The organism is Alphaproteobacteria bacterium, from assembly GCA_015062495.1.
Taxonomy (GTDB): domain Bacteria; phylum Pseudomonadota; class Alphaproteobacteria; order Rs-D84; family Rs-D84; genus Enterousia.
Window position 1 is genome coordinate 65,890 of record SUUN01000002.1, and the last position, 26,270, is coordinate 92,159.

25 protein-coding genes are annotated in these 26,270 nt (G+C 43.8%); 11 read left to right on the forward strand and 14 right to left on the reverse strand.

The annotated features are described in order from the left end of the window. Window positions 1–11: 11 nt before the first annotated feature. From E7008_02855 to E7008_02890, 8 genes are all read right to left on the reverse strand, one after another. A complete protein-coding gene (locus E7008_02855) occupies window positions 12–377 on the reverse strand; it encodes a hypothetical protein (GenBank protein ID MBE6456858.1) in 366 nt (121 codons plus the stop codon). A 200-nt stretch (window positions 378–577) separates the two neighbouring features. After that, window positions 578–1,147, reverse strand: coding sequence for an elongation factor P (gene efp, locus E7008_02860; protein MBE6456859.1), 570 nt, complete (start codon window positions 1,145–1,147; stop codon window positions 578–580). 61 nt (window positions 1,148–1,208) lie between these two features. After that, complete coding sequence (locus E7008_02865) at window positions 1,209–1,751, reverse strand: inorganic diphosphatase (protein ID MBE6456860.1); 543 nt, start codon at window positions 1,749–1,751, stop codon at window positions 1,209–1,211. A gap of 246 nt (window positions 1,752–1,997) precedes the next feature. After that, the gene (gene dnaN / locus E7008_02870) at window positions 1,998–3,116 is read right to left on the reverse strand and encodes a DNA polymerase III subunit beta (GenBank protein MBE6456861.1); all 1,119 of its coding nucleotides are present in this window, start codon (window positions 3,114–3,116) and stop codon (window positions 1,998–2,000) included. A 249-nt stretch (window positions 3,117–3,365) separates the two neighbouring features. After that, on the reverse strand, window positions 3,366–4,124 hold the full coding sequence (locus E7008_02875) for a TIGR00159 family protein (protein MBE6456862.1): 759 nt from the start codon (window positions 4,122–4,124) through the stop codon (window positions 3,366–3,368). Between the two features lie 13 nt (window positions 4,125–4,137). After that, entirely contained in the window at window positions 4,138–6,207 is a 2,070-nt protein-coding gene (locus E7008_02880) for an AsmA family protein (GenBank protein ID MBE6456863.1), read from the reverse strand. Then, window positions 6,204–7,175, reverse strand: coding sequence for an RluA family pseudouridine synthase (locus tag E7008_02885; protein MBE6456864.1), 972 nt, complete (start codon window positions 7,173–7,175; stop codon window positions 6,204–6,206). The genes E7008_02880 and E7008_02885 overlap by 4 nt, the downstream gene beginning before the upstream one ends. 33 nt (window positions 7,176–7,208) lie before the next feature. Beyond that, window positions 7,209–7,673, reverse strand: coding sequence for a type II secretion system protein (locus tag E7008_02890; GenBank protein MBE6456865.1), 465 nt, complete (start codon window positions 7,671–7,673; stop codon window positions 7,209–7,211). 51 nt (window positions 7,674–7,724) lie between these two features. Between E7008_02890 and E7008_02895 the strand changes: the two genes are divergently transcribed. After that, window positions 7,725–9,143 carry an excinuclease ABC subunit UvrC gene (locus E7008_02895; protein MBE6456866.1) on the forward strand — a complete coding sequence of 473 codons (1,419 nt, stop codon included), beginning with the start codon at window positions 7,725–7,727 and terminating at the stop codon, window positions 9,141–9,143. A gap of 49 nt (window positions 9,144–9,192) precedes the next feature. Beyond that, entirely contained in the window at window positions 9,193–9,804 is a 612-nt protein-coding gene (locus E7008_02900) for a hypothetical protein (protein MBE6456867.1), read from the forward strand. Window positions 9,805–10,145: 341 nt separating this feature from the next. On the opposite strand, the gene E7008_02905 is transcribed toward E7008_02900, so the two are convergent. After that, complete coding sequence (locus E7008_02905; GenBank protein MBE6456868.1) at window positions 10,146–11,624, reverse strand: hypothetical protein; 1,479 nt, start codon at window positions 11,622–11,624, stop codon at window positions 10,146–10,148. A gap of 181 nt (window positions 11,625–11,805) precedes the next feature. Here E7008_02905 and E7008_02910 point away from each other — a divergent pair, with 181 nt between their 5' ends. Next, entirely contained in the window at window positions 11,806–13,515 is a 1,710-nt protein-coding gene (locus tag E7008_02910) for a hypothetical protein (protein MBE6456869.1), read from the forward strand. A 45-nt stretch (window positions 13,516–13,560) separates the two neighbouring features. Here E7008_02910 and dnaJ read toward each other — a convergent pair whose 3' ends face one another. Further along, window positions 13,561–14,688 (reverse strand): molecular chaperone DnaJ, encoded by a 1,128-nt coding sequence (gene dnaJ, locus E7008_02915; protein ID MBE6456870.1) that lies wholly within the window; start codon window positions 14,686–14,688, stop codon window positions 13,561–13,563. A gap of 135 nt (window positions 14,689–14,823) precedes the next feature. Here dnaJ and E7008_02920 point away from each other — a divergent pair, with 135 nt between their 5' ends. Next, the gene (locus E7008_02920; GenBank protein ID MBE6456871.1) at window positions 14,824–16,803 is read left to right on the forward strand and encodes a type IIA DNA topoisomerase subunit B; all 1,980 of its coding nucleotides are present in this window, start codon (window positions 14,824–14,826) and stop codon (window positions 16,801–16,803) included. Between the two features lie 111 nt (window positions 16,804–16,914). Further along, entirely contained in the window at window positions 16,915–17,418 is a 504-nt protein-coding gene (locus tag E7008_02925; GenBank protein MBE6456872.1) for a hypothetical protein, read from the forward strand. A gap of 23 nt (window positions 17,419–17,441) precedes the next feature. Here E7008_02925 and E7008_02930 read toward each other — a convergent pair whose 3' ends face one another. The 3 genes from E7008_02930 to E7008_02940 form a co-directional block, all read right to left on the reverse strand. Continuing rightward, complete coding sequence (locus tag E7008_02930) at window positions 17,442–17,876, reverse strand: hypothetical protein (protein MBE6456873.1); 435 nt, start codon at window positions 17,874–17,876, stop codon at window positions 17,442–17,444. A 215-nt stretch (window positions 17,877–18,091) separates the two neighbouring features. After that, a complete protein-coding gene (locus E7008_02935; protein MBE6456874.1) occupies window positions 18,092–19,720 on the reverse strand; it encodes a hypothetical protein in 1,629 nt (542 codons plus the stop codon). A 32-nt stretch (window positions 19,721–19,752) separates the two neighbouring features. Next, window positions 19,753–20,676 carry a hypothetical protein gene (locus E7008_02940; protein MBE6456875.1) on the reverse strand — a complete coding sequence of 308 codons (924 nt, stop codon included), beginning with the start codon at window positions 20,674–20,676 and terminating at the stop codon, window positions 19,753–19,755. A gap of 183 nt (window positions 20,677–20,859) precedes the next feature. Here E7008_02940 and E7008_02945 point away from each other — a divergent pair, with 183 nt between their 5' ends. The 5 genes from E7008_02945 to E7008_02965 all read left to right on the forward strand — a co-directional run bounded on the left by E7008_02945 (window position 20,860) and on the right by E7008_02965 (window position 25,454). Beyond that, entirely contained in the window at window positions 20,860–21,402 is a 543-nt protein-coding gene (locus tag E7008_02945) for a hypothetical protein (GenBank protein ID MBE6456876.1), read from the forward strand. Between the two features lie 4 nt (window positions 21,403–21,406). Next, on the forward strand, window positions 21,407–22,735 hold the full coding sequence (sufB, locus tag E7008_02950) for a Fe-S cluster assembly protein SufB (protein ID MBE6456877.1): 1,329 nt from the start codon (window positions 21,407–21,409) through the stop codon (window positions 22,733–22,735). A 2-nt stretch (window positions 22,736–22,737) separates the two neighbouring features. Further along, window positions 22,738–23,415 (forward strand): Fe-S cluster assembly ATPase SufC, encoded by a 678-nt coding sequence (sufC, locus tag E7008_02955; GenBank protein MBE6456878.1) that lies wholly within the window; start codon window positions 22,738–22,740, stop codon window positions 23,413–23,415. A 352-nt stretch (window positions 23,416–23,767) separates the two neighbouring features. Further along, window positions 23,768–24,361 (forward strand): hypothetical protein, encoded by a 594-nt coding sequence (locus E7008_02960; protein ID MBE6456879.1) that lies wholly within the window; start codon window positions 23,768–23,770, stop codon window positions 24,359–24,361. A 49-nt stretch (window positions 24,362–24,410) separates the two neighbouring features. Next, window positions 24,411–25,454, forward strand: coding sequence for an AI-2E family transporter (locus E7008_02965; GenBank protein MBE6456880.1), 1,044 nt, complete (start codon window positions 24,411–24,413; stop codon window positions 25,452–25,454). Window positions 25,455–25,485: 31 nt separating this feature from the next. Here E7008_02965 and ruvX read toward each other — a convergent pair whose 3' ends face one another. Beyond that, window positions 25,486–25,935 carry a Holliday junction resolvase RuvX gene (gene ruvX / locus E7008_02970; GenBank protein MBE6456881.1) on the reverse strand — a complete coding sequence of 150 codons (450 nt, stop codon included), beginning with the start codon at window positions 25,933–25,935 and terminating at the stop codon, window positions 25,486–25,488. Between the two features lie 37 nt (window positions 25,936–25,972). Here ruvX and gatC point away from each other — a divergent pair, with 37 nt between their 5' ends. Further along, entirely contained in the window at window positions 25,973–26,269 is a 297-nt protein-coding gene (gene gatC, locus E7008_02975; GenBank protein ID MBE6456882.1) for an Asp-tRNA(Asn)/Glu-tRNA(Gln) amidotransferase subunit GatC, read from the forward strand. Window position 26,270: the final 1 nt, after the last annotated feature.

A 26,270-nucleotide genomic window follows, 5' to 3' on the forward strand; every position in this document is an offset into this window, starting at 1 on the left:
CGGGATTTTTTTTAATTTCCAAAGAATTCTGGCACACAGCCCAAACTACCATCTTCACCAGTCATGGTCATAAAGATACTCAATACCGTACCAATACCAAACAACAGGATAAATCCAATCAACATTGGAATACCCTTTTCCTTAACTTCCTTGGTTGGGTCAATTGCCTTGCCACCGGAAATATAACCCCATGCCCAACCGGCAATGGTAATACCCGCACCAACAAACGCCAAAGTCTGAATGATACTGAAAATATCACCAAATTTTCTCGCCAACATGCACAACGCCTCATCCGCACCACTTGCCGCCATGGACGATGACACAGACGCCATTACACCAATAATTGCGAAATTCAATCTTTTCATCAGTTTTTTCATATAAAACCCCTTTACCTTTTCCACAATTATATCACAAAAATCCCCCCGTTTCAAATAATATAATTACCCACCCCTTGCACTTGAAACAAAAAAAATTAAAGATAATGGTATAGATAAACGGGTTGGAAATGGCGTAGTGTACACAAACGTACATGAGCCATTGCCAACCCGCTTTAGATACGCCATTATATTTAATTTTTTTATTTTGCCCGTTCTACGTATTCCAACGTTTCAGTATTTACAACAATCTTTTCACCCTGTTCGATAAATAACGGAACCTGAACACGAACACCATTGTCCAAAATGGCGGGTTTACCACCACTGGATGATACGGTCTGACCCTTTAATGCTGGTTCTGTTTCTTCGACAATTGCAACAACGGTTTTTGGCAACGAAATCGAAACAGGCTGTCCTTCGACAAAGTTCGCCTTGACCACCATTTCTGGTGCCAAAAATTTCATAGATTCACCCAACGAATCCACCGGCATTGTAAACTGTTCATAATCAGACAGATTCATAAAGAACGCGTCCGTTCCATCGGCATACAGATACTGACAATCAAAATCTTCGACCATCAGTTTTTCAACCTTGTCTTCGGCGCGCCAACGGTCACCGCCCTTGTTACCCGAATCAATATCGCGCAGGTCGGCCTGAACAAACGCACCACCCTTGCCTGGTTTAACCTTGGTAATAGATGTAACCGAATAACGTTTACCGTTATGCGAAATCACCCAACCCACACGCATATCATTTGCAATATAAGATGCCATTTTAATACCCCTTTTAATTAATTGATTTGATTATAAAAATATCCCACGCAAACGCAAGTCATTATTGCATTTCACGCTTTTTCGCCCAGTACCGATCAATACTGTCCATAATCAACTTGTCCGCGGTTGCCCGATCGGCCCAACCCAAGATTTTCGACCAAGAATTTGGCTGCAAATCCTTGTAATGCAGGAAAAAGTATTCGATTTTCGAACGCAGAATTTCTGGCAACTGTTCGATAAATTCTGTTTTTTCATAGTACGGGTCAATTTTGTCGCGTGGCACACAGATAATTTTTTCATCACCGCCCGCCTGATCTTCCATCAACAGTGCCCCGATTGGTCGCACCTCAATCAACACACCGGGACGCAGTGGCGCATTACACACAACCACACAATCCAACGGATCGCCATCGTCGCCCAACGTTCCTGGGAAATAGCCATAGTTCGCCGGATACGCCATCGGCGCATGCAAGATACGGTCCACCTTTAACAGACCTGTTTCTTTATCAATTTCATACTTAACATGTCCATTTTCTGGAATTTCAATAATCGCATTCATTTTTTTTGGCGGCATCTTGCCCGGCGCCAATTTTTCTAATGTCATAAATAACCTCTTTCATTTTTAGTTGACAAATTCTATCATAAAAAAACGCAATTGCAATTTATTAAACCAGCAACAAAAAAATAAAAGATAACGGTGTAGATGTCACCCCCACCCCTAGATATGCCATTAGTTTTTATTGAAAATAAATTAGAATGATTTAGATACAAGCGAACCCGCAACCGTAGTGTACAGAAGTTACATGAGGTTGCGGGTTCACTTGTAGATGAATTATTATAATTTATTTTTTTACATTCTCATTGGCATTAAGACATATAATGCATCTGTGTCCTTGTCAATTGAATTGATTTTTGTTGGCGCCAAAGGATCTTGCATTTCCATCTGGAACTTTTCGCCTTCGACCTGGCCGGCGACATCCAACAAGAACTTTACATTAAACACAACTGTGAACGAACTGTCACCATTGTATTCAATATCCAATTCCTGGGTCGCAGTACCTGCATCTGGACTGGACGCATTAATAACCAATTTATTCATACTAAATGTCAACTGAACCGATTTTGTTTTATCAACACTGGCAACTGAAACCAAGTCAACCGCATTAATAAACTGTTTTCTGTCCAAAATCGCAATCTTGTCATTACCCTTGGGAATAACAACGCGATAGTTTGGATATTGCGCATCAACCAATTTGCTGGTCAATGTTGCAGAACCAACTGTAAAACGCGCCTTGGTATCAGACAATTCAACCAAAACATCATCGACATTGGCATCTTCCAACAATTTAGACAATTCACCAATCACACGACGTGGCAAAATAACCGATGGCATATCCACACTGCCCACTGGGGCCGGCATCGCACACAACGCCATACGCTGGGCGTCCGTCGCAACCGCCGTCAATTTCTTTTCTTCGCCTTCATCTGCGATATGGAAATAGATACCCCCCAAATGATAACGCACATCATCTGTTGGAATCGCAAATTTTGTCTGGTTAATCAAGTGTGCCAAATCCCCAGTTGTCATCTGGAACTTTGTTGTCAAATTACTGCCCGCCATGGCTGGGAAATTTTCCGCTGGCAATGTTGGCAAACGGAACACCGCACGTCCACTGGACACAACCAACTGGTCACCAGACTGTTTAAACGAAATCTCTGCATCATCTGGCAACTTGCGGACAATATCATACAACATCTGAACCGGCACAGTAATCTTGCCCCCCAGGGTAATGTCGGCCGCCACATGTTCAACCAATTCTAAATCCACATTTGTTGCAGACAAAATCAAATCGTCTGCGGCCTCTATCTTGACATTCATCAAAATCGGCAAAGTCGCACGCTTTTCCACAATCGACTGCATATGCCCCAGCGCACGTATCAAAACCTGACGAAACACTGAAAATTCCATTATACTACTCCTGTTTCCTTATATGTATTTGTGTATCCTACACTCTTTTACCCACACTTTACCAAAAAAGCCCGATTCGGTGCAAGACCTAAAAAAACACTCCAAAAAGATAAAATCGCACCCCATCCCCCTAGCAGCGGGGCAGAAATAAATTATAAAGATTAAGATACGCACGAAGCCGCAACCGTAGCGTACAAATTGCTACATGAGATGTCGCCCCCGCCCACAGATACGCCATTACATTAGATTTTATTTATACAGAACACGTTCCAATTTGGCACGCAACTTCTTAACATCATCATATTTTGTAATCTTGCCGCGTTCCGCGATTGAAATATCACCACTTTCTTCGGACACAACCAATACGACGGCCTGTGACACCTCGCTCAACCCCAGGGCGGCGCGATGACGCGTACCATATTTCCAATTCAGATTATTTTGTGACAACGGTAAAATACCACCTGCATATGCGATACGATTGTTTTCAATAATAACTGCGCCATCATGTAATGGTGTCTTGTTAAAGAATATCGTCAGTAATAATTCACTGCTAATTTTTGCATCAATGGCGACACCTTTTTTCTCAATCGCACTTTCATCCAACGAACTTGGGAACACAATCAGCGCACCTGTATGCTTGCCCGACATATATTCAACCGCACTAACAATCGCATCCAACGATTTTGTATCTTTCTTATTTTTTACACCACCCTTTAACATGCGACGCAATCCCTGAACATTTCCCATCAATGCCATAAACTTGCGCAATTCAGGCTGAAAGACAACAATCAAACTAAGCGATAAAAACAATGCGGTATAATGTAAAAACGTCGCCAACAAATTCAATTTCACCAACGGCAGCACAAAACTAAGCACCCACAGCCCAGCCAGCCCCAACAACCCACGCACCAATTTTTCAGACTGGGTATTCTGAATAAAACTGCGGTAAAACATATACATCAATATTGCGATAATTATAATTTGCGCCAAACCAATCCAATCAAACATTTACTTTCCCTTTTTATTCTTGTTTTAATACCGAATTAACCAATTCTGCCATGGGCGTCCCCATCCATTCTGGATCATCATGATACAATGGCGCGCCACGTTCCATAGCCGTTTCACACGGATTTCCATCCGCCAACCAATTTTCCAGCAAATCCCCCGCGACCAAACCAATACCCGTTCCAGCGACCAATCCAATTCCGCCTGTAAACGGCGCTAACAACAACCCCAGCCCCGTTGCCGATGCAACCTTGCCTGCAACGGCAGCACCACTGATTCTGACTGTTGGTTCTGCCAAACTGCCCGTTAATTCAATCGAATTCACAACATTACCTGTCAACGACAACTTTAATCCACGCACCGGCACGGTCGTCAATGCTAATTTCATTTCCTCGTCCCCCAGATCCAGCATTCCTGCCAACCGGATGTTAATTGCATTTGTTTCAATCGCCACACCATTTTGTGTTTCAAAAACACCATCACGCAACTTTGCATTTATCGCCACACAGGAAATTTTTATCTGATTATGCTTCTTTTCAGAACTAAACAAATCCTGTACGCTATGTCGCAACGATGTCAGGAAATCCGTCCCATACATATATGACACCAATGCTGAATGCGCATAGCCCGGCGCAACAGAATAAACATAAACAGGCCCTGTTATTGTCTGCATAATCTGGGATAAATTCTGACCGTTTGCCTGGACATAAAATTCAAAATTCACCGGCAGTTCAGACAGGAAATCAGTTTTATGGACTTCTTTTAAAATCTCGCCTACATAAACACGTTCGCCAATTGCCCCCGACTGCAACCAATACCGTCCATCATCATCAATATCCGCATCAACCCCGATATCAACACTCCCATCGGCAATGGATGCGCCTAAATCAATCCGCGCATGATTTTCATGCACATCCACAGACAAATCTATATCCTGAATATTCAAATCCCGATAGACAATCAGATTTCCCAATTCCACACGCACCTTGGCCGTACGCCCCAACAAATCCGTCCCAAACAAAGGCACATCCTTGAACACATTCAACGCACGCTTTGGACGCGCCCCGCCACCAACATACCATTTTGGGAACAGGTGCATTAAATCAACGTGTGGGGAACTGATATTTGCATTAATAACACTGCCCGCAACCGACCAATCCCAATCACCCGAAACGGTAAATTCCGTATCATCAACAGCTATCACAGATTTTCGCAGGCTAATCTTTTTCCAATTAAATCCACCCGAAACATTCAATCGCAACGCTGGCACCCACGACGCATCCCACCCAAATATTTCTGCAATCATCATTGGATTTGGCACGTCACCCTTGATTATAAAATCGATTGGCGCTTTACTTGTCCCTTCTAGTGCAACATTTGCAATCAGCGCATCCCCACCCGTCGCCAACGCCACCTGCATTGGATAAACTTTACGTTCTGCATTATATTCGCCAAACTTTACAATAAATGGCAACACATCTTTATCCGCCTTGACCCAGCCTGAATATTCACGACCATCCTTATTCGGCATCAACCGCACATTAAATCCCGCCAACGAATATTTTTTTCCCAACACATTTGCGGACAATTTTTTTACCTCAACCCCGCCCAGACCCGCATCACGAAAAGGATATTTTTCATGTTCGCCCGTATCACTTTTTTTATCTGCGACACGATTTGCCAACGAAGCCACGGAATATTTTCCGGATGAATTTCGCTCAATATTAATACTAGCATCATAAATCTTGACATTTTGAATCGTCGGCCGATTTCGAAACAACGACACCAGATTCAACCGCACATCTATTTTTTCTGCACTGAACGCATATTTATTTTTTGCCCAACTTTCATTCGCAACCCGCACCTGATTCAATTCCACATGCGGACGCAAAGAAAATTTCCACGACACCGCCCCATCGATTTCAACCGGCATTCCCGTTGCATCACGCAAAATGGTTAACAAATTCCCACGCAAAGCCTCTAAATTAATCTGACTTAATGCCACAACAACTGCCACCACCAACCCCACGACGCACAGCCCCAGGATTCTAACAATCGGAAAAAAAATGCTCTTTTTAACCTTCATGGCAATTTAAATTCCAAAAACTTCATCACCGCCGCCATAAAATCTGGCACGGCTGCACGCAGTGTTAACATCCGGCCCGTCCGCGGATGCTGAAATGTTAACTTATACGCAAACAAAAACAAGTTGTTTGTTTTTAACACACTGCCCAACGCCCCGTCAACCACATGTCGCCCACCATACAAACCATCACCAACAATCGGCGCATTCAACGAAAATGCACTATGCAGGCGCAGTTGATGCGTACGTCCTGTTTTGGGTGAAAAACGCACCCACGAAACGCACCCCGTCGCATTTGACAACACCGAATATTCCGTCACTGCCCGCTGCGGACGTGGCCCCGTACCATTATTCAGACGCACAGGACTGTCAAACACCTGCCCTTTTAACATAAAATTATCAATAACGCCATGTGCAGGTTTCACATCACCATTTAACAGCGCCAAATATTCCTTGTGTGCAGTTTTATTCTGAAATTGCGCCGCCAGATTTTGTGCCGCACGTTGATTTTTTGCCACGACTAAAATCCCACTGGTTTCCCGATCCAACCGATGCACCAATGCGATTTTATCATACGGGAATAATGCCGCCGCCATTTTATCAACAGACTTGCGAATACCCGTCCCCCCCTGCACAGCCAATCCTGCCGGCTTGTTAAATACAACAACATCTTGGTCGTTATGAATAATACACTTGCGCAATTCTTCTAGATCAGACAATGAAAAATGTTCACCACTTTCCGTTTTCTTTGGTCCTGCATTTGCATATGTTGCCAACGTTGGCGGCACACGCACCGCATCCCCTGTACGCAGGATTTCCTGGCCTTTGACACGTTTTGAATTAACACGAATTTGTCCACCACGGCACAGTTTATAAAACTCACGCTGGGGCATTGATGGAAATTGCCGCAAAAACCACCGCAACAAACGCGTACCATCTTCGACCTTGGAAACCGTAATAAAATCTGCCATCACATACCCCCGCTTGGCACCGACACGCGAAAATTATTCGCCATAAACTATCTGCACAGAATTTGTACCATTTGTACCATTACAAGAACCTGTTGCGCCACCCTGCTTGCCACCTGACAATTGATACCCAATCGAATCAGACCAAGCCTTCGCCACCAAAGATTCACATTCACTTTGCCCCAGTCCATCAATACCAACTATAAACTGACGTGGATTCGACGGGTCAACCGACAATGTATAATTTCCACCATACGGATTTTTATTACTCATACCAATTGCGCCAAAAATCGTAGTACCGTTCATATTTGAAAAATCATCATATTCGCCATGAATATTGCGCACCATTGTCACCATCTGCACGACCTGATCGTTAACAGATGTCAATTTTTGCGTACGCATTGCGGTTGAAATCATACCGATTGCCCCAACAGTAATCACCCCCATAATTGCCAGCACCCCCAGCATTTCAATCATTGAACGTCCTGATTCTTGATTCATTGAAAAACCTCTTATTTGCTATTTAATATTTAATATTCTATCATAAAGATTATGAATATTCAATTTTCAGATTTAATCGAAAACGCACCACACGCCCCCGGCGTGTACAAGATGTATGACACAGAAAACAACCTGCTATATGTGGGCAAGGCTAAAAACCTGTCCAACCGCCTGCGTCAATATCTGGACATATCAAAACTGGAATTACACAAACAAGTCATGCGCACCTTGGTCGCACGTGTCGATTGGGAAACTGTCGCCACCGAATCAGACGCCCTGATTCGCGAACAAGAATTGATTAAAACACAAAAGCCAAAATATAACATCATGCTGACCGACGGGAAAATGTACCCAATGTTGGCGTTAACTTCGGGCGACTTTCCACGCCTGTTAAAATTCCGCGGCAAAATTTCCCAGCGTCGCGATGTCTATGGTCCATACCCATCTGTATCGGCACTAAATGAAACGATTAAAACGATTCAGCGCGTTTGCCAAATCCGCACATGCACCGACACACAAATGCATAATCGCACACGTCCATGCCTGTTACACCAAATTGGCCGATGCAGTGCCCCATGCACATACCCCGACAAACAAAAATACGCAGAAAACGTGCGTACAGCGCGAAAAATCCTGACCGGGGACAGCGAACCAATCATCACCGACCTGACCCAGCAAATGCGCGAATATTCCACAAACATGGATTTTGAAAACGCCGCAATTATTCGTGACAAAATTGCCGCACTAACCCATACAGCAAACCGTGGAAAGCGCCAAAACAATGCGCATAGCGCGATTTTAGATTGGGACAAAAATGTATCAGAATTGGAAAAATGGTTGAACATAAAAATCAACCTGGCGGGTGTATTTGATAATTCACACCTGTTTGGCAAACAACCCGTTGGTGCCATGATAACATTCGGCCACAACGGCTTTGACAAGAACGGATACAGACACTTTAAATTACAGGACAAATCACGTGCCGGCAACGACATTGCGATGATGTCTGAATTTGTGCATCGCGCTGTTGAACGCGGTCCAAAACTGGATTTAATAATTGTTGACGGTGGCATGGCCCAGTGGAACATTGCTAACCGCGCATCGGATGACATACCGGTCTTTGGCGTGACCAAGGGCGTCGTCCGCGACGGCGACGAACACTTTATATTACCCGACGGCACGATATGTCGCGACCTGCCCAAGGACAGTCCGCTATTCCTTATGCTGCGCGCCGTCCGGGACGAAGCGCACCGTTTCGTAATCACATATCACCGCAATGTCCGCGCAAAACAAATGACGGCATCGGTCTTGGATGAAATTGATGGCATTGGCCCGACGCGCAAACGCGCCCTGTTACAACATTTTGGATCAGTTCGTGCAATTATGGATGCCGACATTCGCGCATTGACACACGTCCCCGGTCTGGGAAAAAGTGCCGCTGAAAAAATATATGCCCATTTTCATCAATAAGTGATATAATATACTTATTCATATATTTATTAACCAAAGGAGAAACTATATGAAATTTTTTGTTAACTTTCTGTCTGCATTCCGCATTGCCGCGGCATTTGCAATTATCCCGACATTAATGTTCCAAATGTATTGGACAACATTTATTCTGTATGTCCTGGCGGCTGCGTCCGATTGGTTTGACGGCTATCTGGCGCGCAAATACGATGTATGCAGCAAAATTGGCGGCGTCATGGATCACATTGGGGATAAATTACTGGTTATGAACACACTGATTATGTTATCAGTCATGATGCCAGTATGGTTTGTTGTTGTCCCAGTAATTTTGATGATTGCACGCGAATTGTACATTTCTGGCCTGCGCGAATTTTTGGGCACCCAGAAAATAGAAATGCCAGTACCCAAGGCACGCTTTTCCATGGGCAAAATCAAGACCACCCTGCAAATGGTTTCAATCGCTGCATTTTTGTTAATCTTTGCTGTTGGCACATTAATTACGCCTGAATCAGACAGTCGTACATTAATGTACCTGATTTACATCCTGCCCCAGGTTGGCATTTGGGGTCTGTGGCTGTCATTGGTTGCATCTATTTGGTCTGCAACACAATACACAGGTACATTCCTGGGCCACATGAAAACATTGGACAAGAAAAAGAAATAAAAACGCGCTATACGCACTAAATCCGGCATCCGCCGGATTTTTTATTTACCCAGAAACACTTCGGTAAATAAAAGTTTAACGAAGTAAAAAATAAAAACGTCATACCCGCGCAGGCGGGTATCTATTGCCCCGCAGGGACTGCATAAAAATGTCTGCGACGCAGTGGATTCCCGCCTTCGCGGGAATGACGAGTCTTAATATTAATTGCTCTTTGCGCTTTGCTATTTGCTCTTTGTTTGCCCAACGGGCAAACTTAAATAAACTTTTATTTAACGTGGTATTCCTATCTCATATCTCAAAAAAATCCCGCGGTTGCGGGATTTTGTTTTTCCATCATCTGATTATTGGATACCGACGCGGAACTGGTCGCCCCATTCGGCCACGTTTTGACCGCCAATGGTACATTTTATATCTTCAAAACCATTTTCAACCTGGTTCTTTTTGACAACACTGCTGGTGATTAATCCGCCCGCAGTCCCCAATACAACCCCCGCAATACTGTCAGATGCCAAACGCGCGGTGTTAAATTTACCTTCTTCGTTTTTCCATACACTAACATCATCCCGGAATTTATTGTGTATCGATGTCAGTTGGCTGTACACACTGTTAACCGTCTGGGTGGCTGTAAACGTCGCAGACAAAACGCATTTTGTTTGCTCGTCATTAATTACCATGTTTGGATTGGTACATTTACATTCATTGTTTACCCAATGCGCACCTGTGATTTTGTTGCATTCGACAATATCAGCCTTTAATTGACATTTTTTATTGCGCCATTCGTGTTGTGGGTTTTCGCATTTGCATTCGCCGTTATCCCAATATGCGCCGGTACTGGCGGCGGCCTCGCAATCACGTTTTAATTGCGCAGGATCGGTTAAAACACATCTGTCGCCATCGCGTTTATAGTTGCTGTCGGTGCAAACACATTCGCCATTATCCAGACGCAGATTCTTTGCCGCGTCACATTTACACCGGCCGCCCGACCATGTGCCACCTGATTTTACGCATTTGTTGCGAAGTGCCGCCGCGGCATTTTCGTTATTTATTGTCGCTTGAGATTTAACGCATTTCTTTTTGGTGGTATTAGGCTCGTATTTGGTTTCGCAAGAGTCTTTGATTAATGTTAAATCCCATCCGTTTGCTGCACATGTCACTGTACATTTTGCGTTGGTTTTAATGTATTCGGTGCTTTCTAATTTTCCAACAACAGAACCAGAATTATTTGCCGCTATACAATCTTGTGAAAAGTTATAGCCGTTTGGGTGAGTTACTCCATCCTTGGTTTCACACTTGGGATTACGTGTGTCGGTCACGCAATTGGTTTTATCCGCAGTGGGAACGAATCCAGTCTTACATTTATACATTACGCAACCATGATTGCCTGCGCCTAAGACAATACTGTCCCCTGTAGCACTTTGTATCGCGCCAGTTTTTGTGCCGTCAATTGCGAAAAATTTTTCCACATTTTGGGCCGTGCTACGTACTTCTGAATCCGAACATGTATCAGTTGGGTTGTGATTTGTCCATGTGTCATTATGACTGCCTGCATCAGAGCAATAAAAGAAACCATTTATACGATGGTTGAACGTATAATCTGGATGCTTGATGGCAATTATTGTGCCTTCGCCACATTCGTAGTCATTGTCGCCCCAATTGCAACGATAGCACTGACCAGTTGCGTTATCTCCAACAACACCAGATGTTGATAGAATGCTTTTATTGCTGCCACCACCGGGGCTGCATGTCGTAACCTTGCAATCTGCAAACGCATTTGTGCAAATAAGCGTTGAAAACACCACGAAAAATCCAAATTTCTTCATAAAAAATCTCCCTTGAAGCCTGCCTAATCCAAACGGTGGTTTGGATTAGGCATATATTCGCGATTTAAAATATCCTTGGCACGTCCCGGAAAATATGATAAAATAACATGTATTAAGGATAGGAAAATTTGCTGAATCCAAACCACCGTTTGGATTAGGCATATATAAGGGGAGATAATCCATGAAAAAAATTGGTTTAATGATATTGTGCTGTATGATGATTGGCTCGACCGCATGGGGTAAGAGTGATTGCGAATATATCAAGGTTGGTACAGAAAAGTATGGATGTGATACATCGGATTATAGTTCCAAGGAAATAGGCTATAACAGTGTTTATCAAGTGCTGGGGACGGGCTATTGCTATACTCAATCTAATACCAAAATGAGTGATTTTACAAATAAAAAAGTAGCCTGTTACGACAAATCGGGCAGCGATGACTTGTGGACACGCGAACCCTTGAATCTTGATCCCAACAGTGTTATCAAAGATGTTAATAATTTGGTTGAGCATGCTGTATATGAAATTGCAAATTGCAAAGGTGATGGGGTGGCGGTTGCGCTGACCACTGAACAAATCCAGAATGGTGCTAATGCAGTATGTTTTAACACCCCTGTAAAAATATCATGCCAACGGAATTATGCTTATGATGGCAATAAATGCATTCCGTTTGAGCAATGGGTGGGCGGATTTGACGATATTTGCAAGGAATCCAGTGTACAGCACGATGGCGTGGCGGATGAAAAAAAATTGAACACTGGAAATGATACGTATGTGTATTGCTATACAGAACAGGAATTGCAAGGTATACGCGATAGGTTTTATTACGGTAATTCTTGCCTGGCAAATAAACATAAATTTAGACTTGGCAATAAATATTATAATTGCACGCCAAGCGGCTGGACCGAGCACACTTTTTCATGGTGTACAACTGGGAACGATTTCCAAAAATGTGATGGTATAGAACACTGTGTCACCGAATTATATGATAACAGTACTCAAAAGGCAATAAAGGATGCCATCGGAACCGGTCAGTCAATGATATCTGATACAGGATCAACATATTGCCTGCGTAATGTTTGTGACAAAGGTTTTAGAAAGGTTGGCGACAAGTGTGTTGCAGAATCGGTTGTGCGTGATAATGAACAACGCGCCCGTAACGCCCAACAATCATGCGTATCAACGGGTGGTGTGTGGAAAGTAGGCACTTGTATGTGTGCGCCAGATAAAAATCTGGAACGTGATGGAAACACAAAATGTCGGTGCAAGGCAGGATATGAATACATCGATTCCAATAATAAGTCACAGGGCTGTAAAAAGATGAGTAAGACCATGATGAAAGAGGCCTGTGATGCCGCGTCCGATGCGTCATGGGATGTAAGTACAGAAACCTGTGTATGCAATATGGGTGATAACTATGTATTCAATTACGCCCAGAAAAAGTGCCTGCCGAACGATACGTATGCGGCATGTCAAAAATTGGTTGCGGCCGGGGATGCGCGTTGGGATGATACAGCCAAGGTATGTACATGTACTAAAAAGGGATTCGAATTTGACAGGGCGCAATGCGTTGAAACCGCCCAGGCAACCGCTGAACGGTTAACACGGGAAGCCACCCAGACGGTTAACAGTGTGTACAGTCAACTGACATCGATACACAATAAATTCCGGGATGATGTCAGTGTATGGAAAAACGAAGAAGGTAAATTTAACACCGCGCGTTTGGCATCTGACAGTATTGCGGGTGTTGTATTGGGAACTGCGGGCGGATTAATCACCAGCAGTGTTGTCAAAAAGAACCAGGTTGAAAACGGTTTTGAAGATATAAAATGTACCATTGGCGGTCAAAACGTGGCCGAATGGGGCGACCAGTTCCGCGTCGGTATCCAATAATCAGATGATGGAAAAACAAAATCCCCCAGTCGGGGGATTTTTTTATCAGAACCAGCCTTTCTTATCCGTTTTTGTTCCGGCAAATTCACTTAATAATTTTTTCTGTTTCTCTGACAACTTGGTCGGAATCTTAATTGAAATATCTATGTACAAATCGCCAAACGTGCCCGCGCGCCGTACCGACGGCATACCATGCCCACGCACACGCAACTTTTCACCAACCTGGGTGCCGGCTGGCACTTTGACTGATAATTTTTTATCATCAATGGTTTCAACCTCTATCTCGCCCCCCAGCGCAAGTGTTGCAAACGGTACATCCACACGGGTAATCAAATCACTGCCATTGCGTTCAAAACGCTTGTCCGGGCGCACACGGATATCTAAATAGAAATCACCCGCCGGCGCGCCATTCGCACCCGCTTCACCCTGACCCGCCAGACGCAACCGCGCACCATCTTCGACACCGGCCGGAATCTTAACCTCTAATGTGCGTTGTTTATGTTCTGTACCTGTACCACCGCACACACTGCACTTTTTATCAATCTTGCGCCCCAGTCCATTACATTCTGGGCATGGCGATTCCATTGCAAAGAATCCCTGGCGCGTTTGAATAAAGCCACTGCCCCCACAACGTGGACACGCCGGCGCAGGTTTTCCATCGGCCGTACCAAAACCGTGGCATTTTTCACATTCGATATTACTGGAAAATTTAACAGTGTGCGTCTTGCCAAAATATGCATCACGCAAATCAATCACCACTTCGTCCAGCAAATCGCGCCCACCACGCTGTGGTGCGCCACGCTGTGGCCCGCCACCAAAGTCACCAAATCCGAATCCACGCATTGCTTCGCGCAGGATATCCTCCATCCCGGCGCCACCCCCCATATTAAAATGGAATGCCCCATCACCAAATGGATTACCACCAAATCCCGCCCCCGATGCATTACCACCTGCAAACGCCGCATCCCCAAATCGGTCATACGCCGCACGTTTTTGTGGGTCTTTTAATATATCAAAGGCATTATTTACTTCCTTGAATTTTTCTTCGGCATCTTTGTTGTCTGGATTTCTGTCCGGATGATACTTCATCACCAGTTTATGGTATGCCTTTTTAATATCTGCATCAGATGCGTCGCGTGCAACGCCCAAAACTTCGTACGGGTTTTTATTCATATCTATATGTCCATATAATTATTCGTTATCAAATATATAGAACGCCCCCACAAAAATTCAACCCCAAAATATGATTTAGGTTGAAATTCTTTGGACTTGCGTAAAATTCAAAAATGTTTTAATAATACTAACATTATGACAGAGAAAAAGACACAAACATATGACGCATCAGATATCCAGGTCCTAGAAGGGCTTGAACCTGTTCGCCTGCGTCCCGGCATGTATATTGGTGGCACTGATGAAAAGGCGTGGCATCACCTGCCGATTGAAATTATGGACAATTCCATTGACGAAGCCGTCGCCGGCTTTGCCAAGAAAATCACAGTAAATTTAATTGATTCCAAGACCATTGAAATCACCGACGACGGTCGTGGTATTCCGGTGGACGAACACCCAAAGTACCCCGGCAAATCCGCCCTAGAGGTTATATTAACAACCCTGCATTCGGGCGGTAAGTTTAATAATAATGTTTATAAAACCAGCGGTGGCCTGCACGGCGTTGGATCGGCTGTGGTAAACGCGCTGTCATCTGAAATGGTGGTGGACATTGCCCGCGACGGCTATAACTGGCACCAGACTTTTTCACGTGGCGTCACAACATCACCCATGACACGGGGCGACGCAACCAAGGCCCACGGGACAAAAATCCGCTTTACAATTGATGATGAAATTTTTGGTGCATCTGCCACATTTAAACCGGTAAAAATTTATCGCATGGCCCGGGCCAAGGCTTTCCTGTCCCGCGGGGTTAAAATCGACTGGCACTGCAACCCAGAATTATTGACCGAAGACATGAATATCCCGGCCACAACAACGTTCTTTTATCCGAACGGCGTGGCGGATTTCCTGGCGGAAAAGACAGATTCTAAACCACGAATCCTGCCCCGCATTTTCAGTGGCAGCGTTGATTTCCCCGATGACAGCGGTCGCGTTGAATGGGCACTAACATTTTTAACCGATGAAAATGGCGCGGCATCTGACGATGGATTCTTCTCGTCTTACTGTAATACAATTGCGACAATCGACGGTGGCACACACGAAACCGGTTTCAAATCCGCCATTACCAAGGGGATTAAGGCATACGGCGAAAAAGTTAATAACAAAGCCGCCGCATCAATTATCGGCGAAGACGTTTTTGATTCTGTTGCTGCAATCGTATCTGTCTTCTATAAAACACCACAATTCCTGGGCCAGACCAAGGAAAAATTATCCAACCCAGAAATCGCGCGCTATACTGAAAATGCACTGCGCGACCCATGGGAAATGTTTTTGGCATCCGACCCAAAGACGGCGAATGCATTACTGGAATTTGTAATCAACCTGGCAAACGCGCGCATCAAAACCAAGGCGGTCAAAGATGTCGCCCGCAAAACCCCGACCAAGCGTATTCGCATGCCTGCGAAACTGGCCGACTGTTCAAAACACGGCATCGCCGGCACAGAATTATTTATTGTAGAGGGGGAATCGGCCGGCGGTACTGCAAAACAGGCACGCGATCGTGCAACCCAGGCAATTATGCCACTGCGCGGCAAGGTATTAAATGTTATATCTAATTCAGACGAACGTTTTGGCAACAACCGCGAATTAAACGATTTAATTGACATTATCGGCGCAGGCACAGCCAAAGATTGGAACGAAGATAAACTGCGTTATGAGAAAATTATCGTCATGACCGATGCCGACGTCGACGGCAGTCATATCGCATCACTGCTGATGGCATTTTTCTATCAATACATGCCCCAGTTAATTTATGGTGGCCACCTGTATTTATCGTGCCCACCGCTGTATAAATTAACATGCGGGACTGAATCCATCTATGTTGATACAGACGAAGAATTGGAAAACCTGAAATCAACTAAATATAAAAATAAAAAGGTTGAAATTTCACGATTCAAGGGTCTGGGCGAAATGATGCCGAACCAATTAAAAGAAACCACCATGTCACCCAAAACACGCCGATTGATACGCGTAGACCTGCCACCGCGTACCGAAGACGGCATCGAAGACACGGAAAAAACACGCATAATTGTTTCTGAATTGATGGGCAAAAAGCCAGAATTTCGATTCAAATTTATCACCGAACATGCCCAATTTGTAAAAGACTTGTTCGTATAAACCAATCTATCGGGAACAATCCCGATAGATTTTTTCTTTCTTGTTCCTTGACAATTTTATATTTTGTGTTACATTTCAAACAATGATAAAAAAATAAAAAGGGGAACACTCATGAAATTATTTGGCAAAAAAAATTCAATATCTGCACCAACACCTGTTATGTCGACAATTCCAGAAGACCACGTGTCCAAGAAAAAGAAAAACACATATCAAATTGCATTTTCACCATTTATGTCAACGGAATTATTTACCCTGTGCAAAACCGCGCCGCTGGGTGTTATTGTCTTGAATGGCAAACAGACCCAAGAAAGTACAGGCTGGATTTCTTGTACCCAATTTCCAAACCCCGGTGCATGTGACATGGCAACAAAACAAACCGTCCTGCGCGAAATTATGGGCGAAAAAATTGCGACACAAATCATTGAATACCTGGACAAAGAAACTGGCAAACCTGTGGTTCAAGTTTTCCCAGAACTAATGCACGTATTTGATGGATACGAAGAAAATTATATGTCACGTTTAAACCATGCATCACGCCGCGATTTAAAAAAACAGATTGCATTGCGCGAACGCCTGATTTCCGAATTCATGGCACGTCAACAGGCACAAAAATAAAAATCCCCCAACCGGGGGATTTTTTATCTGCGTTTCCAATTCACAGAATCCATAATTATATTCGGAATTACATCCATTGGATTGTCCAAATCCAAATTCCCCAGTGGCTTTACAGATGACCAATCAAAATTAATCGGCGCCCCCACCCCATAAATATATTCCACATAACCACATGTGCGTGGCACTAAATTACCAGCCACCGCCAATTCTGGTGTCACCTTGGTACATTCATATTTTCGTACCTTTAAACGATTATTATAATCCATGCAACGTCGCGTTTTCAAATCAAGGCAATTACAAGACAGTCGCGTATAAAGGGTTATCATATCTGTTCCCGTCTTACACAAACAACACAAACCACACCCCTTGCATATTTTTTCATAAGCACCCGGCGACATGCGACGCAATTGTTCAAAACGCTGCGCCTGCTGTGGCGTTAAATTATATTTGATTTCCATAAAAATTCCTTTTTTGGAATCTTAGACCAAAATCAAATTCTGTCAAATAAAAAACATCGAACTTATTGAAAATAAATTAGAATGATTCAGATAAAAAAATACAATTTATAAAAATAAAAGATAATGGTGTAGATATGGGATGGGGGCGACATCGTAGTGTACAAACGCTACATGAGATGTCACCCCCGCCCATAGATATGCCATTAGATTTTATTTTAGTTCAGCGGCGCGCCCCAGTGCTGCTGAATACTACGCTCTGCATCCATCGGGCTAACCAGAACCTGCGGCGTCAGGATAACAACCAACACTTCACGACTGGCCGATGTTTCACGCGAACCAGACAGCGCCATAAAGTCCGGATCACCCAGGCCATAACGCGTATCTGAACCTTTTTGTTTTTCAAATCCCGACACCACCAACATTTGACCTGATTCCATGATAACTTCTTGCATGAAACTGCGCTCTTCAACCTCGGGCAATTGCAATGTCACTTCACCAATTGTCTGGGTTGACATACGCAATAGTTCACGCACCGACATACGGAACAGCAACAAAATCTTGCCATTTTCCAAAACATTCGGCAACAGTTGCATTGTGAATCCTGTTTCCAAATCGTCCTGATCAACCGTACTGGATTCAACCGTTGTAAAATTACGCGATTCAAAACGCTTGATATAGCCGGTTGTACGTGTATTGCTGACCGGGGCAACACGGTTCGAACGCGTTGTCACACCAACGTTTGTAACCAACGATACCTTGCCCTGCTTTGCCAATGCTTCAATCAACGCATTGCTGCCCGCCGCACCTGACAGTGAACCATTCATAATCTGATCTTGGGTATACGCCCCCTCTACAAGTGACGATCCCTCCATATGCGTTGCACCCGTCAATGCCGATACAGTATTAGACAACACAGCGATATTCATAGAACTGGCCTCGGTCGATGCCAAATTGTTCTTTGGATTTGCGACAATATTCAATCCAGATGTTGAATTAATCGCCGCCGCCAAATTCAAACCAAACGCAGAATCGTTTGAAATCGTAACTTGCAAAACCTTAACATCAATTGTAATCAATTGACTCAAACGCTTGTTCTGACGTTCAATATATTCACCAACACGCGCCAAAATCGATGGCGACGCGGTAACTGTAATTGTCCCTAAACTGCGCGACACTGTAAAGTCTGCATTATCTGCCTTGCCAATAATGGATTCGATTGCATTTTCAACTTCGTCCCATTCTTTTAAAGTAGATTCCAGCGACACTTCATTTGAATTATCGGTCGACACAGATGTTTGATATGCAACCTCAGTCCCCAGGGCATACAAGGTAAATGTTTTTGTTTCTGTTTCATAAAAGACGATTGAATTTTTATCATAATACCACAACAAATCCAAATCTGTTGCGACCTGACTTAACAATCCGGACAATTTACCAGTATATGCCACATTAACCAATTTCTTTAATTTATCAGACGATACCTGGCCATCAATTTTAACTGGGATACCAGTAATTGAATAAATATCATTAGCCAGCACCTGTAACGACACAGGTTCATTTAACAAGATAGTCACCCCCGTATCCGTTTCAAACTTAGACGGCAGGTTATTGCGATGTTCCAACACCATGGACTTGTTTCCCAACCAAACCCCTTCGGACATAGAAACTGTATCACCACTGGCAACCTTGGCGCGTGGATTTTTCGCCATTTCAAACGCATCATATGCGTTAATAAAATCCTGATCCACAGATGCTGCAACCTTGGCCGATTCGCGTTTTGCACATCCCGTTGCCGTCGCCAACACAACACTGCACAGAATTAAAAATTTTAATGACTTTCTCATAATTATTCTCCTACGCCATCTGTCTGTGATACTTATTCATCATCTGTTGAAATTACCAACACTCTATTACCCTTATAGAATTTTGCATATGGGATTGGTGTCGCACGTCCAAAATTACGCACCAAAGCAGACGCCACATCAACAAAACGTCCCTTGAATACGGCACTGGCCTCAATCGGATATTCGCGCGGCGTTGTCCAAACTAAATCCCAACCTTCTTTATCGCACCAGGACTGCAAAACCTCGCGCAGGGTTTGACCATTTGCAACAACCCATGAACGAACCTGGTCTGTTAAATTAACTGGTGCTTCGGCATCTGCAGAAACATCCACCGCAATTTCAGTTTCTTCTTCAACAACCTCAACATCTTGTTCCACGCTTTCAACCTTCATACCATTACGAACTGCAAACGCCTCATATCCATCGGCATATTTACCACAGTTCTTGCGTCCACTGCGCGACACAGCCAAAACATTTCCACCATCATCTTCTAAAACCTCGCGATGCAACAGTGCCATCTCTGCCCCGTTACATTCGTCGTCAAAGCCAACCGGAATCTGTGTCCCGTGCAACAAATTCGCCCCACCGGACCAACCTGTAAATTCACCACGCGCCCCCAGGTTAAAATTATTTTCAACCACTAAATCCGCACCAATCTTGGACACAATACGAATATTATCATCCTGCTTGGTCTTAGAACACGCACCACCTTCGCAGGAAATCTCTACATCGGCATCAGAACCCGCGATCGGCCACGCAGGCACACTTGCCGGCATTGCATAGTTTTCAACCATATCCATTTGCATGGTATCAACCTGTTCATACGTTCCACCATCTGCGACAACATCTTGTTCATAGAACACCTCAGACGTTACGACCTGGGGCAAAGAATCCGCGGCAAAGCAATAGCCCGCCGCCGTTGCAAACATTGCAATAATCAAAATCTTGCGGAACATCAAAACCTTCCTTTCCTTGAATAATCTTCCTTAATTAATAATTATTATAACAATTTGCCCGAATCTGTGCAAGACCTAAAACACACATAAATCAACGAAAAAAAATAATTGCGCATATAAATCGCACGAATCGACAAAAGATGTTATACTGTCCCCAAAGAACCAGACATTTCAGGGGACAACATGGAAAACATTATTATTTTTGGCTTACTTGGCATAATTGTTTTATTAATTGGCGTTATATCGCTGTACATATATCGCATAAACACGCGCATTGGCGACATTGGCAAAACCCTGGAACATCAGTATGCCCTGATTGTAAAAATTCAGTCCGTACTAAAAAACAAATCCGCCACAAATGCGGTTGCCGAAAACGCAGAAATGATATACCAAGATCTGTTGCAAAACCTGATACCTGTGATGGCGGCAATTGACATTATGCCCCGCAACACACCTGAACACGCCCTGTGGCGCGCCCTGGGCGGCATAATGGACGAATATGCGAAAAACCCATTCGCCTTGGAAAAATTACGTCGCGCAATCAAACTAGATTCCGAAGTTGCCCGCAACATCGACAACTATATGCGTCGTGCAGACACCTTCTTGCACCACCTAACGACCACAGAACCGGACGGCCTGTTATCCAACACATTTACCGATGGCCTGTTGGGACAATCATTAACATTCTTTGCCCAGGCAAAACAGTTGGCGGCACAAAACACATAAACGTATGGCAAAATTGTCTGAAAATCTTATCCGTGAAATATCGGCCAAACGTAATGAACCCGATTGGCTATTACAATGGCGTCTTGACGCATATAACGCATGGAAAGATATGACCGAACCCCATTGGGCCGACATTGAATACAGCCCCATTGATTACGACAGTTTAAATTATTATAACGAGCCAGGCGAAATCGATAATTCTGACTTAGAATCCGTGTATGATAAAATGGGCCTGCCCGAAAATGAAAAACGCGCCCTGTTGGGAATGGCAACCGACACTGTAATCGACAGTCGTTCCGTCCACACATCATACACAGCCGAACTAGAAAAATTAGGGATAATATTTCTACCTTTCTCGGACGCAGTTATCAAACATCCCGACCTCGTAAAAAAATACCTGGGCACGGTCGTACCTGCATCTGACAACTTTTTTGCAGCACTAAATGCCGCTGTATTTTCAGACGGCACATTTGTATACATTCCACCCAACACAAAATGCCCGATTGACCTGGCCAGTTATTTTAGAATAGAAACCGCAAAAATCGGACAATTTGAACGCACGCTTATCATTGCAGATGCCGGTGCCGAATTAACATATATGGAAGGCTGCAGCGCCCCCCGCCGCCCAAACCACCAACTGCACAGTGGCGTCGTTGAAATAATTGCCATGGATAACGCAACCATCAAATACGCAACCGTCCAAAATTGGTTTGCCGGCGACTTTGATGGCACGAAAAACAACGGTGGCATTTTAAACTTTGTAACCAAGCGTGGAATTTGCCACGACAACGCAAAACTACTCTGGACCCAGATGGAGGTTGGCAGCGCCCTAACCTGGAAATACCCATCAACAATTTTGCGCGGAAACAATGCGTACAGCGATTTTTATTCATTATCAATTACACGTGGTGCTCAAATGGCCGACACCGGCACAAAAATGATACACATTGGCGACAATTCAATATCAAATATTGTCTCATATGGCATCGCACTGGATGCATCCACCCAGACATTTCGCAGCCTGGTATCTTTTACCGGAAAAAACTGCACCAATGCATCCAAGTGTGACAGCCGCATTATCGGCAATCGCGCCACTGCAAACACACTGCCACGAATTATCCACGGCGGACAACACAACTCACAATCGCACGAGGCCACAACCGGCACCATCGACGCCGCCACCCTAAACTATCTGAACATGGCCGGCATCGAAACCGACGCTGCAATCGCACTGATAATTGGCGCCGCCGCAACACCGGTATTATCACGTCTGCCGATGGAATTTTTGGTTGAATCAAAACAATTAATACAAATGGCAATATCCAGGGATTAAAGATGTTAGAAATAAAAAAATTAACTGTATTTTATGGCGACAAAGAATTACTGACCGACATCAACATGACGGTGTCTGGTGGCGAACGCCATTTAATATCGGGACACAACGGTTCAGGCAAATCAACATTGGCCCAGACAATCGCCGGCAACCCAGACTATAAAATCACATCCGGCAAAATCGTATTCGACGGTCGCGACATAACAAACGAAAATGCAACAACACGCGCACTGCTGGGCATATTTCTGGGCGCACAGCATGTCCCCGAAATACCAGGATTAACAGTTATCAGTTTTTTAAAACACTCAATTGCGGCCCACGTTCATTTTCAAACCGGCCACGAACTGTCCATGGGCGAATTTTTGCAAAACCTGGAATCTGCACGCGAACAATTAAATATACCGCGCGAATGGCTGAACCGCAGTATTAACGTCGGCTTTTCCGGCGGCGAACGCAAACGACTGATGCTGTTACGTCTGATACTAACAAATCCGCGTCTGGCAATTCTGGACGAACCAGATTCTGGGGCCGACAACGACACACAACAATTAATCGCTGATACTGTAAAAAATATGCCAAACACAACGTTTATCTTTATCAGTCACCAATCATCATTCACGGATAAAATTCAACCAACCAACACTACAACTTTATCATGCGGTAAAATTGTGGTAAAATAGGTACAAAATGGGGGATAACATGAAAAAATCAACAACCAAAAAATTTTCCACATGGACATTATGGTCACCATTAAAATTTGCGGCTACATCTTTTTGCATTTTAATATCAATTGCGTTTATATACAGTTTGATTGCTGGCGCAATTTATACACCCGCGACAATTCCCCAGACACCACTAATGATATTATTGGCACTTGGCTTTATATGTTCAATCGCACTGCAAATAAACTCATTGCCACGCGCTAAAATGGACCAACTGTCTTTTATCAGCATACATAACACACAAACCGTGCTTCTTTCTGGACTATTCATTACATCTTCATATCTTTTGGCACGCTATGCACAACAAATAATGTTTTACCTGTTTATGCTGGAAACACATTTATCCGCAACATTCATCATAACACTGACGGCATCATTACTATTTTACCTGTATTTACTGGGCCTGGCGATTGCGAATATTTACGCTAAATTCCGCCGCATACGCGAATTTAATGTTCCAACCTGGAAAATAATTTGCAGTATGCCATTTGGCTTTGCCGCGTTGTGGACACCTGGCTATATCATAAAATCAACCGCAACCAAAGCAACCACATTCACACCAAAATCAAAATGGATGCAACGTGCAACAAATTGGATTTGTCTACGCCCCGCCAACACAATTGCAACATTTATAGCAATTACAACATTATCCGGCTTCTTCTTTGGCTTTAATGCGGTACTATTAACATTTTCTCTGACATTAATATTTGGAATTTGGGCACTGCAACGTGGCACAAAATCATTTATCCAGGATATGCCACGCAAATACGCCACCGCATCTGTCATATTTAATGTGGCATTACTGGCTATCACAATAATATACTTTGCTATACCACACACTTCTGACCAGGATGTTCAAATAACAATATCAGACACTGAAATAACAACAATACAGCAACAATAAAAAACGCGCTATACGCACGATTTATTGACACACAAAGGGGGAAACACAAATGCATGGAATCATTATTTTTACAGCCATCATATTCTTTCTGTGGATTGCCCGTTCCATATTAATACCAATACTGGTTGCGGGTTTTCTGTGGTATTTAATGAATGCCATATCTGACTATTATCGTCGCGCATTGCCATACAAAACCCCATCGGACAAACATTCAAAAATTTGGTCCGTTATCTTTGATTGGGTATCATACATTGGAACACTTGCAACGGTATGCATTATCATATATTTGTTTGCGACCCAAATCCGCCCAATGTTTTCAGAACTGTTCAACGCCCTGCCCGCAATCCAGGACAGACTAACCCAATTGGGGACATACCTATCCGACTCCGTCGGTTTGCACTTTGACACGAACATGATACCAAATATTACAAAAATAGCCGCTAACATCGGTGCATCTGTGGCCGGCATTGCCACATCATTTGGCATGGTATTGGTATATCTGATTTTCATGTTTGTCGAACAAAGCACATTTAACAAGAAATTTACTGCAATGTTTCCAGCCAAACGCCAATCAAAAAAGTTCAGATATATTCTGGACAGTATCGACACCAACATGAAAAAGTACCTGTTTGTTAAAACCGCAATTTCTGCGATTACCGGCGTTGCCTCATTCATATGGTTACAAATAATCGGCGTTGAATTTGCCGGCGTCTGGGCATTTATCGTATTTATCACCAGTTATATTCCAACCATTGGCGCAATTGTGGCATGTTCCCTGCCAATATTATATTCATTGGTATCTGCGCCAACCTTACAGCAACCAATTCTGACCGCCGTCGGTTTAATTTCATTGCAAATTTTATTTGGAAACATAATCGAGCCAAAATTAACCGGCAAAACATTAAACCTGTCAACATTGGCAATTCTGATAAACCTGGTTGTTTGGGGTATGATATGGGGCATCGCCGGCATGTTTTTCAGCGTTCCATTATTGGTCGGAATCTACATCATTTGCGCCCAGTTTGATTCCACCCGTTGGATTGCAATATTGCTGTCTGCCGACGGTCAAATCCCCGACAAAGACGAAGAATAAAACGCGCCATACGCATAAAAATCGGGCTTTTTTAAGCCCGATTTATCATTGCAATTGCATTTTCCAAAATTACCCGCGCAGATTCTGAATCCAGTTTTTCTTTTAAATCGCGCACCTTTATACGTCCCATACTTTCCTGGGCGGCCGATGATGTTAAATTTTCTTCTATCATACAAATTGGCAGATCCGTTTTTGTTGCCAATTTCGCAACAAAATCCCGCACCATTTTTGTTGTATCAGATTCTGTTCCGTCCCCACGCACAGGCAATCCAACAACAATTCCAGACACATGTTCTTGCCCCGCCAAATCCGCAATCAAGCACGCATGATTATTCGCCCCACGTGGCATTACAATCACATCGCGCACAAACACAAAATCACGCATTGGACTGGACACTGCCACCCCAATTCGACGCAATCCCCAGTCGACCCCTAAAATGCGCCCAGCGCGCGGAAAAGCCTTGAAATCTGGCAAAATCATTGTATAATCCCTTTACTTTACAAATATAGGATTGAAAATGGCATTTAGCAAGCAGCAATTACAAAAATTTGCAAACCTGATAAGAATTGAAATTTCGGATGAAAAGCTGGCCGAAATGAACATTGACTCGGTCATTGAATGGCTGGACAAACTGCAAAAAATTGATACAACTGGTGTTGAACCATTACTAAACCCATCGGAACACGATCTGCCCCTGCGCGACGACGTGGTCACCGACGGCAACATTCGTGACTTGGTTTTGGCAAACACGCCTGACAATGCCGGCACATCACGTGGCTATTTCGCAGTACCAAAAGTTATGGATGGAGAATAAC